Origin of the sequence: Streptococcus mitis (assembly GCF_002860865.1) — a bacterium.
GTDB classification, from domain to species: Bacteria; Bacillota; Bacilli; order Lactobacillales; family Streptococcaceae; genus Streptococcus; species Streptococcus mitis_AT.
In genome coordinates this window covers 29,303-45,142 of sequence record NZ_PKIE01000002.1, presented here as the reverse complement: position 1 = coordinate 45,142, position 15,840 = coordinate 29,303, and the positions used below count along the sequence as shown (strand labels likewise).

Sequence of the window (15,840 nt, the reverse complement as noted above, 5' to 3'; positions counted from 1 at the left end):
TTGTGGCTAACTTTCCTAGTTCGCTCTTTGATTTTTATTGAGTATTAGCTATCTTGTAGTAAAAAAAATCCTGAGAATTTCTAACTCTCAGGATTTTTTGTGTTTACTGTTGTGGTTGTTGAAATTGAGGGGCCTGTGGTTGTTGTTGGATTTGTTGGCCAGACTGTCCCTGATTTGGATTCGTTGGAGCAGGATTATTTGATTGTTGACCAGGAGTAGGTGTTACTTGTGTACTTGTATTTTCATTTGTGGTAGAGGGATTCTCTACTTCTGATTGTGTTTGTTGTGTATCAGGAGTACTCCATGTATTTCTTGCTCCGTTTAGGAATACGAACTGCCCGTTTCTATATAGTCCCTCAGGCATTGTCCAATCTCCAGGATGGTTATTTTGAGTAAGGTAGCTCATCATGCTACGATAAACTCTAGCAGCAACTGTGAGACCATCACCTACAATAGGAGTGAGACGGTTGCTATAACCTGTCCAAACGGCCATTGAATACTTACGAGTATAACCGACAAACAGTTCATCTGGTGCTACAAGTTGATTCGACTTGATATGATTTTCGATTTCTTCATCTGTATAGTTAGAAGTACCTGTTTTACCTGCTTGAGGAATTCCAGGCAGATAGGCGTTGTAACCTGTTCCAGATGTCAAGACTGTTTTCATCATTTCTGTCATCATGTAGGCAGTAGACTCTTTCATAGCTCTTGTACCAGCGTCAGAAAATTCTTTTTCACTACCATCACTAAAGACGATTTTATTGATGTACATTGGTTTGTGGTAAATACCGCCATTTGCGAATGCAGCGTAGGCTGCAGCCATTTTTTCACTGCTTGCCCCGTATTGTTTACTAGATTCAGTTGTATTACTTGAAATAGCATTTGAATAGTGTATTACAGGATAGTCAATTCCTAAACCATTTAGGAAGTTTTTAGCTCTGTCTAAACCAACCTTGTTTAGTGTCTCAACGGCAGGTACGTTACGAGATTGTTGAAGGGCATATTGCAGAGTAATATTACCAAAATATGCTCGATCCCAGTTGTAAACAGGGGTACTTGTACCAGGATAGTTATAAGGAATATCGTGGACAGTAGTTGCAGTTGAATCGTATACACCGTATTCTAAGGCTGGGGCATAATCAGTGATTGGTTTCATGGTTGATCCCCAGTCACGGTTGGTTTCCACAGCTTGGTTGGTACCAAATGAAACGTTACTTGCTTGGTGACGTGCTCCAAGTTGAGCGATGACTTTACCATTGGAAGTATCTACGATAGTTGAGGCTACTTGAAGGTCATCATCTGGATAAGAGACATACTCATCTGTATTGTAAATATCCCAAAGTCGTTGTTGAATTCCCTTGTCTACATTTGTGTAGACTTCCATCCCAGTAGTAAGAAGATTATATCCAGTTTCGTGCTCTACTTGTTCAATAACCTCTTTTAGATAGTTATCCATATATGCTGGATAAGTAGCAGCCGACTTAAGACTTTGTAAACCATCAGTGATAGGTGTGTTGACGGCTTTTTCATATTGCTCAGCACTAATGTAATCTTGCCCTCTCATTTCTGAAAGAACTAAATTACGACGGTCTAGTGCTGCTTCCGGATGAGAGTAAGGATCGTATTGGTTAGGTGCCTGAGGCATACCTGCTAGCAAAGCTAATTGAGGTAAAGATAAATCCTTTAGATCTTTTCCATAGTAATTTTGGGCTGCTGTCTGCATTCCATAATTACCATTTGACATATAGACCTTATTGATGTAGTAGGTAAGAATTTCCTGTTTGGTAGCTTTTTGTTCCAATTGGATAGCTAGCCAAGCCTCTTGTGCTTTTCGGGAGATGTTTTGATCCGAAGTTGATGTTGAGAAATAGGTCAACTTAATCAACTGCTGGGTTAGGGTTGATCCCCCCTGTAAAGAATTACTTTGTAAGTTACGTAAGAATGCCCCCATAATCCGAATCGTATCGATCCCTCTGTGGTCAAAGAAGCGATGGTCCTCGATAGACACGATGGCTTTGACTAAATCAGTAGGAATTTCGCTGGCCTGAGCGTTTACTCGGCGTTCAGAGCCCAGATCGGCAATGAGTTCGTTATTATTGTCATAAATCTTGCTAGAAGTTGTTGCAACTAATTTACTATCTGATAGGGCTGGAGCTTTACTCACAAAATAGAGGAAAACACCCCCGCCCAATAGAAATAATGCGATAAAGAGAGTTAGGAAAAAGATTCCAATATACTTTAATATTCGCATAAGAATGTATTTATTCATCTTGTTTACCACCTAGTAAATGTTCTTTGATAACATCGAGATAGGGAATTTGTGGGAATACCCCTAGTTTTATCTGGTAACCGTATTCTCGTATGTATCCAAGTGGCATTGATTTTTGTCCCTTATCTTGATGATAGAAGCGAATCAAATCGAATGCCGGCAATAAGTAGGTTTCTTGCTGGGAAGAAAAGTGAAGAAGGACAAAGCAGATTCCTTGTTGGGCAAGGACTTGTTCCATATGCTGAATCTGATGTGGATGGAAATTTTTCATCGGAATCGCACGTTTTTGTTTTGTTTCCTTGGCTTCAAAGTCGATGTAATATCCTTTATAAACGCCAGAATAGTCTGTCGTTGAAGCTTGTCGAAAATAGGCTTCAACAATCTTGGCACGACTCCGTTGTGGATAGTCCACTCGTACGATTTGAATAGGGGTTGGTTTCTTATGTATAACAGCTAAGCCCTGAGACAAATAGTAGTCGTTGGTAGCATTGATCATCTTTTCAAAAGACATTCCTCGATTTGCGAAATTTTTGGGTTGAGAAAGAGATGTTTGTCTTTTTTGTGATGAAATTTTATGAGGATAGTTGACCATAATTCTCCTTATTGGTACAATAACATCACTCTATTATATCATAAATTTGCACAGGAAGGGTTAAAAATGACTACAGCTTTGGTTTTAGGCTATTCTGCTTTTGATTTGGGTTTGTTTTCTGACAAGGATCCTCGTCTTAAATTGATTAAAAAAGCGATACGTAGGGATTTAGAAGCTATGGCAGAAGATGGGGTGACTTGGCTTGTATTTACCGGGACTTTGGGCTTTGAATATTGGGTTTTAGAGGTTGCTCAGGAGATGAAGACAGAGTACGGTTTCCAGTTGGCTACCATTTTTGCTTTTGAAACTCATGGGGAAAATTGGAATGAAGGCAATCAGATGAAACTGAGTCGCTTTAAGCAGGTAGACTTTGTCAAATATGCCTATCCTCGTTATGGACACAAGGGGCAGTTGAGAGATTATCAGCAGTTTTTACTGGAAAATACGAATAGTTCTTATCTTTTTTATGATGAAGAAAATGAAACGAAATTATCTTATTTTTACCAAAAGATGAAAAATCAAGAGGACTACTTTATAAAGAGATTAACATTTGATCAGCTAAATGAACTTGCTGAAAATTTTTCCGAAAATTGAAGCTTTGACCTTGATTTTTGTTTGGCTTTTTTTATATAATAATACTAGCAAGCGAGAATGGAGAGAGACATGGCAAGTATTATTTTTTCAGCAAAAGATATTTTTGAACAAGAGTTTGGGCGTGAAGTCCGAGGGTATAGTAAGGTAGAAGTTGACGAATTTTTAGACGATGTCATTAAGGATTATGAAACCTATGCTGCCTTGGTCAAGTCACTTCGTCAGGAAATTGCGGAATTGAAGGAAGAACTGGCTCGTAAACCGAAACCTTCACCAGTTCAAGCAGAGCCTATGGAAGCGGCAACTACAAGTTCTATGACGAATTTTGATATTTTGAAACGCCTGAATAGATTGGAAAAAGAAGTTTTTGGTAAACAAATTTTAGATAACTCAGATTTCTAAGTAGTTATTTGAGATGTGCAATTTTTGGATAATCGCGTGAGGAGAATTTCTTTTCATGAGGAAAGTCCATGCTAGCACAGGCTGTGATGCCTGTAGTGTTTGTGCTAGGCGAATCCATAAGCCTAGGGACGAGAGATCGTTACGGCAGTCGAAATGGCTAAGTCCTTGGATAGGCCAGAGTAGGCTTGAAAGTGCCACAGTGACGGAGTCTTTCTGGAAACAGAGAGAGTGGAACGCGGTAAACCCCTCAAGCTAGCAACCCAAATTTCGGTCGGGGCATGGAGTACACGGAAACGAACGTAGTACTCTGACTGCTATCAGCTGTAAGTTGTTAGTGGTAGACAGATGATTATCGAAGGAAGTGGTCCTAGTCACTTCTGGAACAAAACATGGCTTATAGAAAATTGCATATAGGTTGGGGCTGAGAAAACTTTCTCAACCTCATTTTTTAAAGTGGACATACAGAAAGGTCTTATAAGACTGAAAATGAAAAAAGAATTTAATTTAATCGCTACTGCTGCAGCTGGTCTTGAAGCTGTTGTGGGACGAGAAGTGAGAGAGTTGGGCTACGATTGTCAGGTTGAAAATGGACGTGTTCGTTTTCAAGGAGACGTGAGAGCCATTATCGAAACCAACCTCTGGCTTCGGGCAGCAGACCGTATCAAGATCATCGTAGGAACGTTCCCAGCTAAGACTTTTGAAGAGCTGTTTCAGGGAGTTTTTGCTTTAGATTGGGAAAATTATTTACCACTCGGAGCTCGGTTCCCGATTTCCAAGGCCAAATGTGTTAAATCTAAACTTCACAATGAGCCAAGTGTACAGGCTATTTCTAAGAAAGCTGTTGTCAAGAAATTGCAGAAGCACTATGCTCGCCCAGAAGGTGTTCCTCTGATGGAGAATGGCCCAGAGTTTAAGATTGAGGTCTCTATTCTCAAAGATGTGGCAACTGTCATGATTGATACGACCGGGTCTAGCCTCTTTAAACGTGGTTATCGTACCGAAAAAGGGGGAGCCCCTATCAAGGAAAACATGGCGGCAGCTATTTTACAACTTTCTAACTGGTATCCAGACAAGCCTTTGATTGATCCGACCTGTGGTTCGGGGACTTTCTGTATTGAGGCAGTCATGATTGCTCGAAAGATGGCACCAGGACTTCGTCGCTCCTTTGCATTTGAGGGGTGGAACTGGGTCAGCGATCGCTTGATTCAGGAAGTGCGTACAGCAGCGGCCCAAAAAGTAGACCGTGAGCTTGAACTGGATATTATGGGCTGTGATATTGATGCACGTATGGTGGAAATTGCTAAGGCCAATGCTCAGGCAGCTGGTGTTGCAGGAGATGTTACCTTTAAGCAGATGCGCGTGCAGGATTTACGTTCTGATAAAATCAATGGCGTGATTATCTCCAATCCGCCTTATGGAGAACGTTTATCAGATGATGCAGGAGTTACCAAGCTTTATGCTGAGATGGGGCAAGTATTTGCACCGCTAAAAACTTGGAGTAAGTTTATCCTAACTAGTGATGAAGACTTTGAAAGCAAGTATGGTAGCCAAGCAGACAAGAAGCGTAAGTTATACAACGGAACCTTGAAAGTGGATCTGTATCAATATTTTGGTCAGCGTGTTAAACGCCAAGAGTTAAAATAGAAAGGAATACCCATGAGTAAGAAAAGACGGAATCGTCATAAAAAAGAAGTCCAAGAACCGCGATTTGATTTTGATGAAGCAAAAGAGCTAACAGTTGGTCAAGCTATTCGTAAAAATGAAGAAGTGGAAGCAGGGGTCTTGCCTGAGGATTCCATTTTGGACAAGTATGTTAAACAACATAAAGATGAAATCGAAGCAGATAAGTTTGCGACTCGTCAATACAAAAAAGAGGAGTTAGTCGAAAAAGAAGAATCTGTTACCTCGACTCTTGATGATTTGCTTCAAGAGATTCGTGAGGAGACAGAAGTTGAGTCCTCAGTACCAGAAGATGACTTGAATCAGTTCGATGATTTAGAATTCATACGCGATTCAGAAGTTTCCCCTGTTGAAGAATTTGAGACTGAAGAAGTACAATTGTTTGAAGGGGAAGAGGTTCCAATACTTTCTCGAGTTACGGATAGTGAAGATGGAGAAAGTAAGAAGAAATGGTTGATTTACGGGATCCTAGCAGCGCTAGTGGTTCTTATCCTTGGAACTGCTTATTATGTTTACCGTCAAGTGAATCGCTCAACACAGGAAATCCAAACTTCTCAATCAACGTCCAGTGAGCAGAATATTCAGCCGATTTTAGAAGATTTCAATAGCCAATACGATGCCTTTTATACAGATAGCAATAAAACGGCTTTGAAAAATAGCCAGTTTGATAAACTGAGTCAACTCAAGACCTTGCTTGATAAGCTGGAAGGTAGTCGCGAATATGCGCTTGCAAAATCTAAGTATGATAGCCTAGCAACTCAAATCAAGGCCATTCAAGATGTCAATGCTCAATTTGAGAAGCCAGCTATTGTGGATGGTGTCTTGGATACTAACGCTAAAGCTAAATCAGATGCTAAATTTACAGATATTAAAACTGGAAATACAGAGATTGATAAAGTGCTAGATAAGGCTATCAGTCTTGGTAAGAGTCAGCAAACAAGTACTTCTAGCTCAAGTTCAAGTCAAACTAGCAGTTCAAGTCAAGCAAGTTCAAATGCGACTAGTGAGACAAAACCAAGTAGTTCAAATGAGACTAGAAGTAGTCGCAGTGAAGTCAATATGGGTGTATCAAGTGCAGGAGTTGCTGTTCAAAGAAGTGCTAGTCGTGTTGCCTACAATCAATCTGCTATTGATGATAGTAATAACTCTGCCTGGGATTTTGCGGATGGTGTCTTAGAACAAATTTTAGAGACTTCACGTTCGCGTGGCTATATCACTGGCAACCAATATATCCTTGAACGTGTTAATATCGTTAATGGCAATGGTTATTACAATCTCTACAAGCCAGATGGAACCTATCTCTTTACCCTTAACTGTAAGACAGGATACTTTGTTGGAAATGGTTCTGGACATGCGGATGCTTTGGACTTCTAAGTAGCCGTTACAAAATTCTTTCTTTTCAAAAGTAAAAATGATAAAATAAAACAAATTAAATAAGAGGAGTGTCAAATGACAAAAGCTAACTTTGGTGTCGTAGGTATGGCCGTAATGGGTCGTAACCTTGCCCTTAATATTGAATCTCGTGGTTACACAGTTGCTATCTACAACCGTAGTAAAGAAAAAACTGAAGATGTAATTGCTTGCCATCCTGAAAAGAACTTTGTACCAAGCTATGACGTTGAAAGTTTTGTAAACTCAATCGAAAAACCTCGTCGTATTATGCTCATGGTTCAAGCTGGACCTGGTACAGATGCTACAATTCAAGCCCTTCTTCCACACCTTGACAAGGGTGATATCTTGATTGACGGTGGAAACACTTTCTACAAAGATACAATCCGTCGTAATGAAGAATTGGCAAACTCAGGTATCAACTTTATCGGTACTGGGGTTTCTGGTGGTGAAAAAGGTGCCCTTGAAGGTCCGTCTATCATGCCTGGTGGACAAAAAGAGGCCTACGAATTGGTTGCGGATGTTCTTGAAGAAATCTCAGCTAAAGCACCAGAAGATGGCAAACCATGTGTGACTTACATCGGTCCTGATGGAGCTGGTCACTATGTGAAAATGGTTCACAACGGTATCGAGTATGGTGATATGCAATTGATCGCAGAAAGCTATGACTTGATGCAACACTTGCTAGGTCTTTCAGCAGAAGATATGGCTGAAATCTTTACTGAGTGGAACAAGGGTGAATTAGACAGCTACTTGATTGAAATCACAGCTGATATCTTGAGCCGTAAAGACGACGAAGGTCAAGATGGACCAATCGTAGACTACATCCTTGATGCTGCAGGTAACAAGGGAACTGGTAAATGGACTAGCCAATCATCACTTGACCTTGGTGTGCCATTGTCACTCATCACAGAATCAGTATTTGCACGTTACATCTCTACTTACAAAGAAGAACGTGTACATGCTAGCAAGGTTCTTCCAAAACCAGCTGCCTTCAAATTTGAAGGAGACAAGGCTGAGTTGATTGAAAAGATTCGTCAAGCCCTTTACTTCTCAAAAATCATTTCATACGCACAAGGTTTTGCTCAATTGCGTGTAGCTTCTAAAGAAAACAACTGGAACTTGCCATTTGCAGACATCGCATCTATCTGGCGTGATGGCTGTATCATCCGTTCTCGTTTCTTGCAAAAGATTACTGATGCTTATAACCGTGATGCAGACCTTGCTAACCTTCTTTTGGATGAGTACTTCTTGGATGTTACTGCTAAGTATCAACAAGCAGTGCGTGATATCGTAGCTCTTGCTGTTCAAGCTGGTGTGCCAGTACCAACCTTCTCAGCAGCTATTACTTACTTTGATAGCTACCGTTCAGCTGACCTTCCAGCTAACTTGATCCAAGCGCAACGTGACTACTTTGGTGCCCACACTTACCAACGTAAAGACAAAGAAGGAACATTCCACTACTCTTGGTATGACGAAAAATAAGTAGGTCTGCCATGGGGAAACGGATTTTATTACTTGAGAAAGAACGAAATCTAGCTCATTTTTTAAGTTTGGAACTCCAAAAAGAGCAATACCGAGTTGATCAGGTTGAGGAGGGGCAAAAAGCCCTCTCCATGGCTCTTCAGACAGACTATGACTTGATTTTATTGAATGCTCGTCTGGGGGATATGACAGCCCAGGATTTTGCAGACAAGCTGAGTCGGACTAAGCCAGCCTCAGTCATTATGGTCTTGGACCATCGTGAAGAATTGCAAGATCAGATTGAAACAATCCAACACTTTGCCGTTTCTTATATCTATAAGCCAGTTATTATTGAGAATCTGGTAGCTCGTATTTCAGCGATTTTCCGAGGTCGGGACTTTATCGATCAACACTGCAGTCAGATGAAGGTTCCAACGTCTTACCGCAATCTGCGTATGGATGTAGAACATCATACTGTTTATCGTGGCGAAGAGATGATTGCTCTGACCCGTCGTGAGTATGACCTCTTGGCTACTCTTATGGGAAGCAAGAAAGTTCTGACTCGTGAGCAGTTGTTGGAAAGTGTCTGGAAGTATGAAAGTGCGACCGAAACAAATATCGTGGATGTCTACATCCGTTATCTACGTAGCAAGCTTGATGTAAAAGGTCAAAAAAGCTACATTAAAACCGTGCGTGGTGTCGGTTACACCATGCAAGAATAGAAAGCAGTTGCAGTTATGTAATTGCTTTTTTTGAGGAGTTTTTGTATATTGACATGCGATTTTGTATTTGCTAAAATCAGTTATGGAGGATACATCTAATGAAAATAGTAAAAAAATTGATGCAAATCGCATTAGCAGTCTTTTTCTTTGGTTTGCTAGCGACAAGTGCAGTATTAGCGGATGATGCTGATTCAGAAGGTTGGCAATTTGTCAAAGAAAATGGTAGAACCTACTACAAGAAGGGGGAACTCAAAGAAAAGGCTTGGCGAGTGATTGATGGCAAGTACTATTATTTTGATCATGTATCAGGAGAGATGGTTGTCGGCTGGCAATATATCCCGTTTCCATCTAAAGGTAGTACAATTGGTCCGTACCCAAATGGTTTAAGATTAGAATCTATGCCAATGCCACAATGGTATTACTTTGGTCAAGATGGGGTTCTTCAAGAATTTGTTGGCAAGCAAGTTTTAGAGGCAAAAACTGCTACAAATACCAACAAACATCATGGGGAACAATATGATAGCCCAGCAGAGAAACGAACCTATTATTTTGAAGATAAACGTGATTATCACACCTTAAAAACCGGCTGGATTTCTGACGAAGGGCATTGGTATTATTTACAGAAGGATGGTAGCTTCGATGCTCGTATCGACAGTTTAACGGTTGGGGAGCTAGTGCGTGGTTGGACAAATGATAACTCAACTTGGTACTATCTAGATCCAACAAGTGCTGCAATGCAAACAGGTTGGAAATACCTTGGTAATAAGTGGTACTACCTCCGTTCATCAGGAGCCATGGCAACTGGCTGGTATCAGGAAGGCTCAACTTGGTATTATCTAGACCAAGTAAATGGTGATATGAAAACTGGCTGGCAATACCTCGGTAACAAGTGGTACTATCTCCGTTCATCAGGAGCTATGATCACTGGTTGGTTCCAGGTTAATGGCAAATGGTACTATGCTTATAGCTCAGGTGCTTTGGCAGTGAATACCACTGTAGATGGCTACTACGTCAACTATAATGGCGAATGGGTTCAATAATGAAAGAAGCGATTGTGAATGGAAACAATCGCTTTTTTTGTGAAAATATAATAAAATAGATAGGAAAGAATCAATACTTGTATGAAAAATGAGACGGTCTTTCCGTCTAGTAAAAGGAAAATATGACAAAAAAAGTTGGTGTTGGTCAGGCACATAGTAAGATTATTTTAATAGGGGAGCATGCGGTCGTTTACGGTTATCCTGCCATTTCTCTGCCTCTTTTGGAGGTGGAGGTGACTTGTAAGGTAGTTCCTGCAGCGAGTCCTTGGCGTCTCTATGAAGAGGATACCTTGTCCATGGCAGTTTATGCTTCGCTGGAGTATTTGGATATCAAAGAAGCCTGCATTCGCTGTGAGATTGACTCGGCTATCCCTGAGAAGCGGGGGATGGGTTCGTCAGCTGCTATCAGCATAGCGGCTATTCGTGCGGTATTTGACTACTATGAGGCTGATCTACCTCGTGATGTATTGGAAATCTTGGTCAATCGGGCTGAGATGATTGCTCATATGAATCCTAGTGGTTTGGATGCTAAGACCTGTCTCAGTGACCAGCCTATTCGCTTTATCAAGAACGTAGGATTTACAGAGCTTGAGATGAACTTATCCGCCTATTTGGTGATTGCGGATACGGGTGTTTATGGTCATACCCGTGAAGCCATCCAAGTGGTTCAAAGTAAGGGCAAGGATGCCCTACCGTTTTTGCATGCCTTGGGAGAATTGACCCAGCAGGCAGAAGATGCGATTTCACAAAAAGATGCTGAAGGATTGGGACAAATCCTCAGTCAAGCACATTTACATTTAAAAGAAATTGGTGTCAGTAGCCCTGAGGCAGACTCTTTGGTTGAAACGGCTCTGAACTATGGTGCTTTAGGTGCCAAGATGAGCGGTGGTGGGCTAGGAGGTTGTATCATAGCCTTGGCAGACAATTTTACACACGCACAAGAACTAGCAGAAAGATTAGAAGAGAAAGGAGCTGTTCAGACATGGATAGAGAGCCTGTAACAGTACGTTCCTACGCAAATATTGCTATTATCAAATATTGGGGAAAGAAAAAAGAAAAAGAGATGGTACCTGCTACTAGCAGTATTTCTCTGACTTTGGAAAACATGTACACAGAGACGACCTTGTCATCTCTACCGACGGATGCGACTGCTGATGCCTTTTATATCAATGGTCAGCTACAAAATGAGGCGGAGCATGCCAAGATGAGTAAGATTATTGACCGCTACCGTCCAGTTGGAGAAGGATTTGTCCGTATCGATACTCAAAACAATATGCCTACGGCAGCGGGTCTGTCCTCAAGTTCTAGTGGTTTGTCTGCCTTGGTCAAGGCTTGTAATGCTTATTTTCAGCTTGGATTGACTCGGAGCCAGTTGGCACAGGAGGCTAAGTTTGCATCAGGCTCTTCCTCTAGGAGTTTTTATGGACCACTAGGTGCTTGGGATAAGGATAGTGGGGAAATTTACCCTGTAGAGACAGACTTGAAACTAGCCATGATTATGTTGGTCTTGGAGGACAAGAAAAAACCAATCTCTAGTCGTGACGGGATGAAACTCTGTGTGGAAACCTCGACGACCTTTGATGACTGGGTCCGTCAGTCTGAGAAGGATTATCAGGATATGCTGGTTTATCTCAAGGAAAATGACTTTGCCAAGGTTGGGGAGTTAACGGAGAAAAATGCCCTTGCTATGCACGTTACGACAAAAACTGCGTCACCAGCCTTTTCTTATCTGACCGATGCATCTTATGAAGCCATGGATTTTGTTCGTCAACTTCGTGAGCAAGGAGAAGCCTGCTACTTTACTATGGATGCTGGTCCCAATGTCAAAGTTCTCTGTCAAGAGAAAGACTTGGAGCATTTATCAGAAATCTTCGGTCAACGTTATCGCTTGATTGTGTCAAAAACAAAGGATTTGAGCCAAGATGATTGCTGTTAAAACTTGCGGAAAACTCTATTGGGCAGGTGAATATGCTATTTTAGAGCCAGGACAGTTATCTTTGATAAAGGCCATCCCCATCTATATGAAGGGGGAGATTGCTTTTTCAGATAGTTATCGTATCTATTCGGATATGTTTGATTTCGCAGTGGACTTGACATCAAATCCTGACTACAGCTTGATTCAAGAAACGATTGCTTTAGTGGAAGATTTCCTGATTTATCGAGGTCAAACTTTAAAACCTTTTTCTCTAGAAATTCGTGGAAAAATGGAACGAGAAGGGAAAAAGTTTGGTTTAGGTTCTAGTGGCAGCGTCGTTGTCTTGGTTGTCAAGGCTTTACTGGCTCTGTATAATCTTTCAGTGGATCAGGAGCTCTTGTTCAAGCTGGCTAGCGCGGTCTTGCTCAAGCGCGGAGACAATGGTTCTATGGGAGACCTTGCCTGTATTGTGGCAGAGGAATTGGTTCTCTACCAGTCATTTGATCGCCAGAAGGTGGCTGCTTGGCTAAAAGAAGAAAACTTGGCGACTGTTCTGGAGCGTGATTGGGGCTTTTCAATTTCACAAGTGAAACCAACTTTAGAATGTGATTTCCTAGTGGGATGGACCAAGGAAGTGGCTGTGTCTAGTGATATGGTCAAGCAAATCAAGCAAAATATCAATCAGAATTTTTTAAGTTCCTCAAAAGAAACGGTGGCTTCTTTGGTAGAAGCCTTGGAGCAGGGGGAATCAGAAAAAATTATCGAGCAAGTAGAAGTAGCCAGTAAGCTCTTAGAAGGCTTGAGCGCAGATATTTACACACCTTCGCTTAGACAACTGAAAGAAGCCAGTCAAGATTTGCAGGTTGTTGCCAAGAGTAGCGGCGCTGGTGGTGGTGATTGTGGTATTGCCTTGAGTTTTGATGAGCAATCAACTGAAACCCTAAAAAACCGTTGGGCCGATCTGGGGATTGAGCTCTTATACCAAGAAAGGATAGGACATGACGACAAATCGTAAGGATGAGCACATCCGCTATGCTCTTGAGCAGAAAAGTTCCTATAATAGCTTTGATGAGGTGGAGTTGGTTCATTCTTCCTTGCCTCTTTACGACCTGGATGAAATCGATCTGTCGACAGAGTTTGCTGGTCGAAAGTGGGACTTTCCTTTCTATATCAATGCCATGACGGGTGGGAGTGATAAGGGTAGAGAAATCAATCAAAAACTAGCTCAGGTAGCAGAAGCCTGTGAGATTTTGTTTGTGACGGGCTCTTATAGTGCGGCTCTAAAAGATCCATCAGATGCCTCTTTTTCTGTCAAGTCTAGCCATCCAAATCTCCTTCTTGGAACCAATATTGGATTGGACAAGTCTGTTGAGTTGGGACTTCGGACTGTAGAAGAGATGGATCCCCTTCTCCTGCAAGTGCATGTCAATGTCATGCAGGAATTACTCATGCCAGAGGGAGAAAGAAAGTTCAGAAGCTGGCAATCGCATCTGGCAGACTATAGCAAGCAAATCCCCGTTCCGATTGTCCTCAAGGAAGTCGGCTTTGGAATGGATGCCAAGACCATCGAGAGAGCCTATGAATTGGGCGTTCGAGCCTTTGATCTGTCAGGCCGTGGTGGCACCAGCTTTGCCTATATTGAAAACCGTCGCAGTGGTCAGCGTGATTATCTCAATCAATGGGGCCAGTCTACTATGCAAGCCCTTCTCAATGCCCAAGAATGGAAAGACAAGGTTCAACTCTTGGTTAGTGGAGGTGTTCGCAATCCGCTGGATATGATTAAGTGCTTGGTCTTTGGTGCTAAGGCTGTAGGACTGTCTCGAACAATTCTGGAATTGATTGAAAACTACACAGTCGAAGAAGTGATTGGTATTGTCCAAGGCTGGAAAGACGATCTGCGTTTGATTATGTGTGCCCTTAACTGTGCAACTATATCAGACCTGCAAAACGTAGAGTATATTCTTTATGGGAAATTAAAAGAAGCAAAAGATCAGATGAAAAAGGCGTAACCACCGCCTTTTTTCCATCTTCAGACCGAGGTGACTTTTTTGAAGTGTGATAAAATAGAAGAGAGAGGATGAACCTATGAGAAAATTTAAAATCTTTTTATTTATCGAAGCCTGTCTGTTGACGGGAGCTCTGATGTTGATGGTATCAGAGCATTTTTCGCGTTTTCTGCTGATTTTATTCCTCTTTTTACTTTTGATTCGCTATTACACTGGTAAAGAGGGCAATAACCTCCTTTTGGTGGTGGCAACCATTCTCTTCTTTTTCATCGTCATGCTCAATCCTTTTGTGATTTTAGCTATTTTTGTTGCGGTTATATACAGTCTCTTTCTTCTTTACCCGATGATGAATCAGGAAAAAGAGCAAACCAATTTGGTTTTTGAAGAGGTGGTGACGGTTAAGAAGGAGAAAAATCGTTGGTTTGGAAATCTCCATCATTTTTCAAGTTACCAGACTTGCCAATTTGATGATATCAATCTCTTTCGTCTCATGGGGAAGGACACTATTCATCTGGAGAGGGTCATTCTAACCAATCATGACAATGTTATTATCCTTAGAAAGATGGTAGGCACGACCAAAATCATTGTGCCTGTAGATGTAGAAGTCAGTCTCAGTGTTAATTGTCTCTATGGGGATTTGAATTTTTTCAACCAGCCCAAGCGAGCCCTCCGCAATGAACACTATCATCAAGAAACAAGAGACTATCTCAAGAGTAACAAGAGTGTCAAGATTTTCTTGACCACTATGATTGGAGATGTTGAGGTAGTCAGAGGATGAAAAAACAAGCTTATGTAATGATTGCTCTCACCTCCTTATTATTTGTCTTATTTTTCTCCCACAGCTTGCTGGAAATCCTTGACTTTGACTGGTCTATCTTTCTGCACGATGTCGAAAAAACAGAAAAATTTATTTTTTTGTTGTTGGTATTCAGTATGTCCATGACCTTTCTCTTAGCCCTGTTTTGGCGAGGTGTTGAAGAGCTTTCTCTAAGAAAAATGCAGGCTAATCTCAAGCGTTTGTTGGCAGGGAAAGAAGTGATTCAGCTTGCAGATCCAGATTTGGATGCCAGTTTCAAGTCCTTGTCAGGTAAGCTTAATCTTTTGACAGAAGCTCTTCAAAAAGCAGAAAATCGGAGTCTTGCTCAGGAAGAGGAAATCATCGAGAAAGAACGGAAGCGGATTGCTCGGGATTTGCACGATACAGTCAGTCAGGAGTTGTTTGCGGCCCACATGATTTTGTCAGGTGTCAGCCAGCAGTCTTTGAAATTGGATAGAAAAAAGATGCAGACCCAGTTGCAGAGCGTCACAGCCATCCTTGAAACAGCCCAGAAGGACTTGCGGGTCTTGCTCCTGCACTTGCGACCAGTTGAACTGGAGCAAAAGAGTCTGGTTGAGGGAATTCAAATCCTCTTAAAAGAGCTTGAGGACAAGAGTGATCTCAGAGTTAGTCTTAAGCAAAATATAACGAAATTACCTAAGAAAATTGAGGAGCATATCTTCCGTATCCTGCAAGAGTTGATCAGCAATACCCTCCGCCATGCCCAGGCCTCTTGCTTGGATGTCTATCTCTATCAGACAGATGTTGAATTGCAGCTGAAAGTGGTGGACAATGGGCTTGGTTTCCAGTTGGGGAGCTTAGACGACTTGAGTTATGGACTTCGTAATATCAAGGAGCGGGTTGAAGATATGGCAGGAACGGTTCAACTCTTGACAGCTCCAAAGCAAGGGCTGGCAGTTGATATCCGTATTCCCTTGTTAGATAAGGAATGA

15 protein-coding genes and 1 other RNA gene are annotated in these 15,840 nt (G+C 41.6%); 14 read left to right on the top strand and 2 right to left on the bottom strand.

What is annotated here, in order from left to right; all coding sequences use genetic code 11:
- Positions 1-103: 103 nt before the first annotated feature.
- Together pbp1a and recU are read right to left on the bottom strand one after the other, a co-directional pair.
- On the bottom strand, positions 104-2,269 hold the full coding sequence (pbp1a, locus tag CYK18_RS04625; protein WP_101785381.1) for a penicillin-binding protein PBP1A: 2,166 nt from the start codon (positions 2,267-2,269) through the stop codon (positions 104-106).
- Positions 2,262-2,861 (bottom strand): Holliday junction resolvase RecU, encoded by a 600-nt coding sequence (recU, locus tag CYK18_RS04620; protein WP_101785379.1) that lies wholly within the window; start codon positions 2,859-2,861, stop codon positions 2,262-2,264. The genes pbp1a and recU overlap by 8 nt, the downstream gene beginning before the upstream one ends.
- A 66-nt stretch (positions 2,862-2,927) precedes the next feature.
- Between recU and CYK18_RS04615 the strand changes: the two genes are divergently transcribed.
- From CYK18_RS04615 to CYK18_RS04550, 14 genes are all read left to right on the top strand, one after another.
- Positions 2,928-3,455: an SLOG family protein gene (locus CYK18_RS04615; protein ID WP_101785377.1), complete on the top strand. Its 528-nt coding sequence runs from the start codon at positions 2,928-2,930 to the stop codon at positions 3,453-3,455.
- Between the two features lie 69 nt (positions 3,456-3,524).
- Entirely contained in the window at positions 3,525-3,854 is a 330-nt protein-coding gene (gene gpsB, locus CYK18_RS04610; RefSeq protein WP_180948011.1) for a cell division regulator GpsB, read from the top strand.
- A gap of 20 nt (positions 3,855-3,874) precedes the next feature.
- Positions 3,875-4,256: RNase P RNA component class B (gene rnpB, locus CYK18_RS04605), an RNA gene on the top strand.
- 84 nt (positions 4,257-4,340) lie between these two features.
- The gene (locus CYK18_RS04600; RefSeq protein WP_101785373.1) at positions 4,341-5,498 is read left to right on the top strand and encodes a THUMP domain-containing class I SAM-dependent RNA methyltransferase; all 1,158 of its coding nucleotides are present in this window, start codon (positions 4,341-4,343) and stop codon (positions 5,496-5,498) included.
- A gap of 12 nt (positions 5,499-5,510) precedes the next feature.
- Complete coding sequence (gene mapZ / locus CYK18_RS04595; protein ID WP_101785371.1) at positions 5,511-6,908, top strand: cell division site-positioning protein MapZ; 1,398 nt, start codon at positions 5,511-5,513, stop codon at positions 6,906-6,908.
- 75 nt (positions 6,909-6,983) lie between these two features.
- On the top strand, positions 6,984-8,408 hold the full coding sequence (gndA, locus tag CYK18_RS04590; protein ID WP_000158778.1) for an NADP-dependent phosphogluconate dehydrogenase: 1,425 nt from the start codon (positions 6,984-6,986) through the stop codon (positions 8,406-8,408).
- Positions 8,409-8,419: 11 nt separating this feature from the next.
- The gene (locus CYK18_RS04585; protein ID WP_101785368.1) at positions 8,420-9,109 is read left to right on the top strand and encodes a response regulator transcription factor; all 690 of its coding nucleotides are present in this window, start codon (positions 8,420-8,422) and stop codon (positions 9,107-9,109) included.
- 98 nt (positions 9,110-9,207) lie between these two features.
- Complete coding sequence (locus tag CYK18_RS04580; RefSeq protein ID WP_101785366.1) at positions 9,208-10,149, top strand: PspC-like choline-binding domain-containing protein; 942 nt, start codon at positions 9,208-9,210, stop codon at positions 10,147-10,149.
- A gap of 122 nt (positions 10,150-10,271) precedes the next feature.
- Complete coding sequence (gene mvk, locus CYK18_RS04575; RefSeq protein ID WP_101785365.1) at positions 10,272-11,150, top strand: mevalonate kinase; 879 nt, start codon at positions 10,272-10,274, stop codon at positions 11,148-11,150.
- The gene (mvaD, locus tag CYK18_RS04570; protein WP_101785363.1) at positions 11,132-12,085 is read left to right on the top strand and encodes a diphosphomevalonate decarboxylase; all 954 of its coding nucleotides are present in this window, start codon (positions 11,132-11,134) and stop codon (positions 12,083-12,085) included. Before mvk ends, mvaD begins: the two co-directional genes overlap by 19 nt.
- Entirely contained in the window at positions 12,072-13,079 is a 1,008-nt protein-coding gene (locus tag CYK18_RS04565) for a phosphomevalonate kinase (protein ID WP_101785361.1), read from the top strand. The genes mvaD and CYK18_RS04565 overlap by 14 nt, the downstream gene beginning before the upstream one ends.
- Positions 13,063-14,073, top strand: a complete 1,011-nt coding sequence (gene fni, locus CYK18_RS04560) for a type 2 isopentenyl-diphosphate Delta-isomerase (protein WP_101785359.1) — start codon at positions 13,063-13,065, stop codon at positions 14,071-14,073. The genes CYK18_RS04565 and fni overlap by 17 nt, the downstream gene beginning before the upstream one ends.
- 76 nt (positions 14,074-14,149) lie before the next feature.
- A complete protein-coding gene (gene liaF / locus CYK18_RS04555; protein WP_101785357.1) occupies positions 14,150-14,848 on the top strand; it encodes a cell wall-active antibiotics response protein LiaF in 699 nt (232 codons plus the stop codon).
- Positions 14,845-15,840, top strand: a complete 996-nt coding sequence (locus CYK18_RS04550; protein WP_101785355.1) for an envelope stress sensor histidine kinase LiaS — start codon at positions 14,845-14,847, stop codon at positions 15,838-15,840. Before liaF ends, CYK18_RS04550 begins: the two co-directional genes overlap by 4 nt.

Coding starts and splice junctions, on each gene's coding strand:
- mvaD (WP_101785363.1), top strand. CDS start 11,132: ATGGATAGAGAGCCTGTAACAGTACGTTCCTACGCAAATATTGCTATT.
- recU (WP_101785379.1), bottom strand. CDS start 2,861: ATGGTCAACTATCCTCATAAAATTTCATCACAAAAAAGACAAACATCT.
- mvk (WP_101785365.1), top strand. CDS start 10,272: ATGACAAAAAAAGTTGGTGTTGGTCAGGCACATAGTAAGATTATTTTA.
- liaF (WP_101785357.1), top strand. CDS start 14,150: ATGAGAAAATTTAAAATCTTTTTATTTATCGAAGCCTGTCTGTTGACG.
- pbp1a (WP_101785381.1), bottom strand. CDS start 2,269: ATGAATAAATACATTCTTATGCGAATATTAAAGTATATTGGAATCTTT.
- CYK18_RS04565 (WP_101785361.1), top strand. CDS start 12,072: ATGATTGCTGTTAAAACTTGCGGAAAACTCTATTGGGCAGGTGAATAT.
- CYK18_RS04585 (WP_101785368.1), top strand. CDS start 8,420: ATGGGGAAACGGATTTTATTACTTGAGAAAGAACGAAATCTAGCTCAT.
- CYK18_RS04550 (WP_101785355.1), top strand. CDS start 14,845: ATGAAAAAACAAGCTTATGTAATGATTGCTCTCACCTCCTTATTATTT.
- CYK18_RS04580 (WP_101785366.1), top strand. CDS start 9,208: ATGAAAATAGTAAAAAAATTGATGCAAATCGCATTAGCAGTCTTTTTC.
- CYK18_RS04600 (WP_101785373.1), top strand. CDS start 4,341: ATGAAAAAAGAATTTAATTTAATCGCTACTGCTGCAGCTGGTCTTGAA.
- mapZ (WP_101785371.1), top strand. CDS start 5,511: ATGAGTAAGAAAAGACGGAATCGTCATAAAAAAGAAGTCCAAGAACCG.
- gndA (WP_000158778.1), top strand. CDS start 6,984: ATGACAAAAGCTAACTTTGGTGTCGTAGGTATGGCCGTAATGGGTCGT.
- CYK18_RS04615 (WP_101785377.1), top strand. CDS start 2,928: ATGACTACAGCTTTGGTTTTAGGCTATTCTGCTTTTGATTTGGGTTTG.
- gpsB (WP_180948011.1), top strand. CDS start 3,525: ATGGCAAGTATTATTTTTTCAGCAAAAGATATTTTTGAACAAGAGTTT.
- fni (WP_101785359.1), top strand. CDS start 13,063: ATGACGACAAATCGTAAGGATGAGCACATCCGCTATGCTCTTGAGCAG.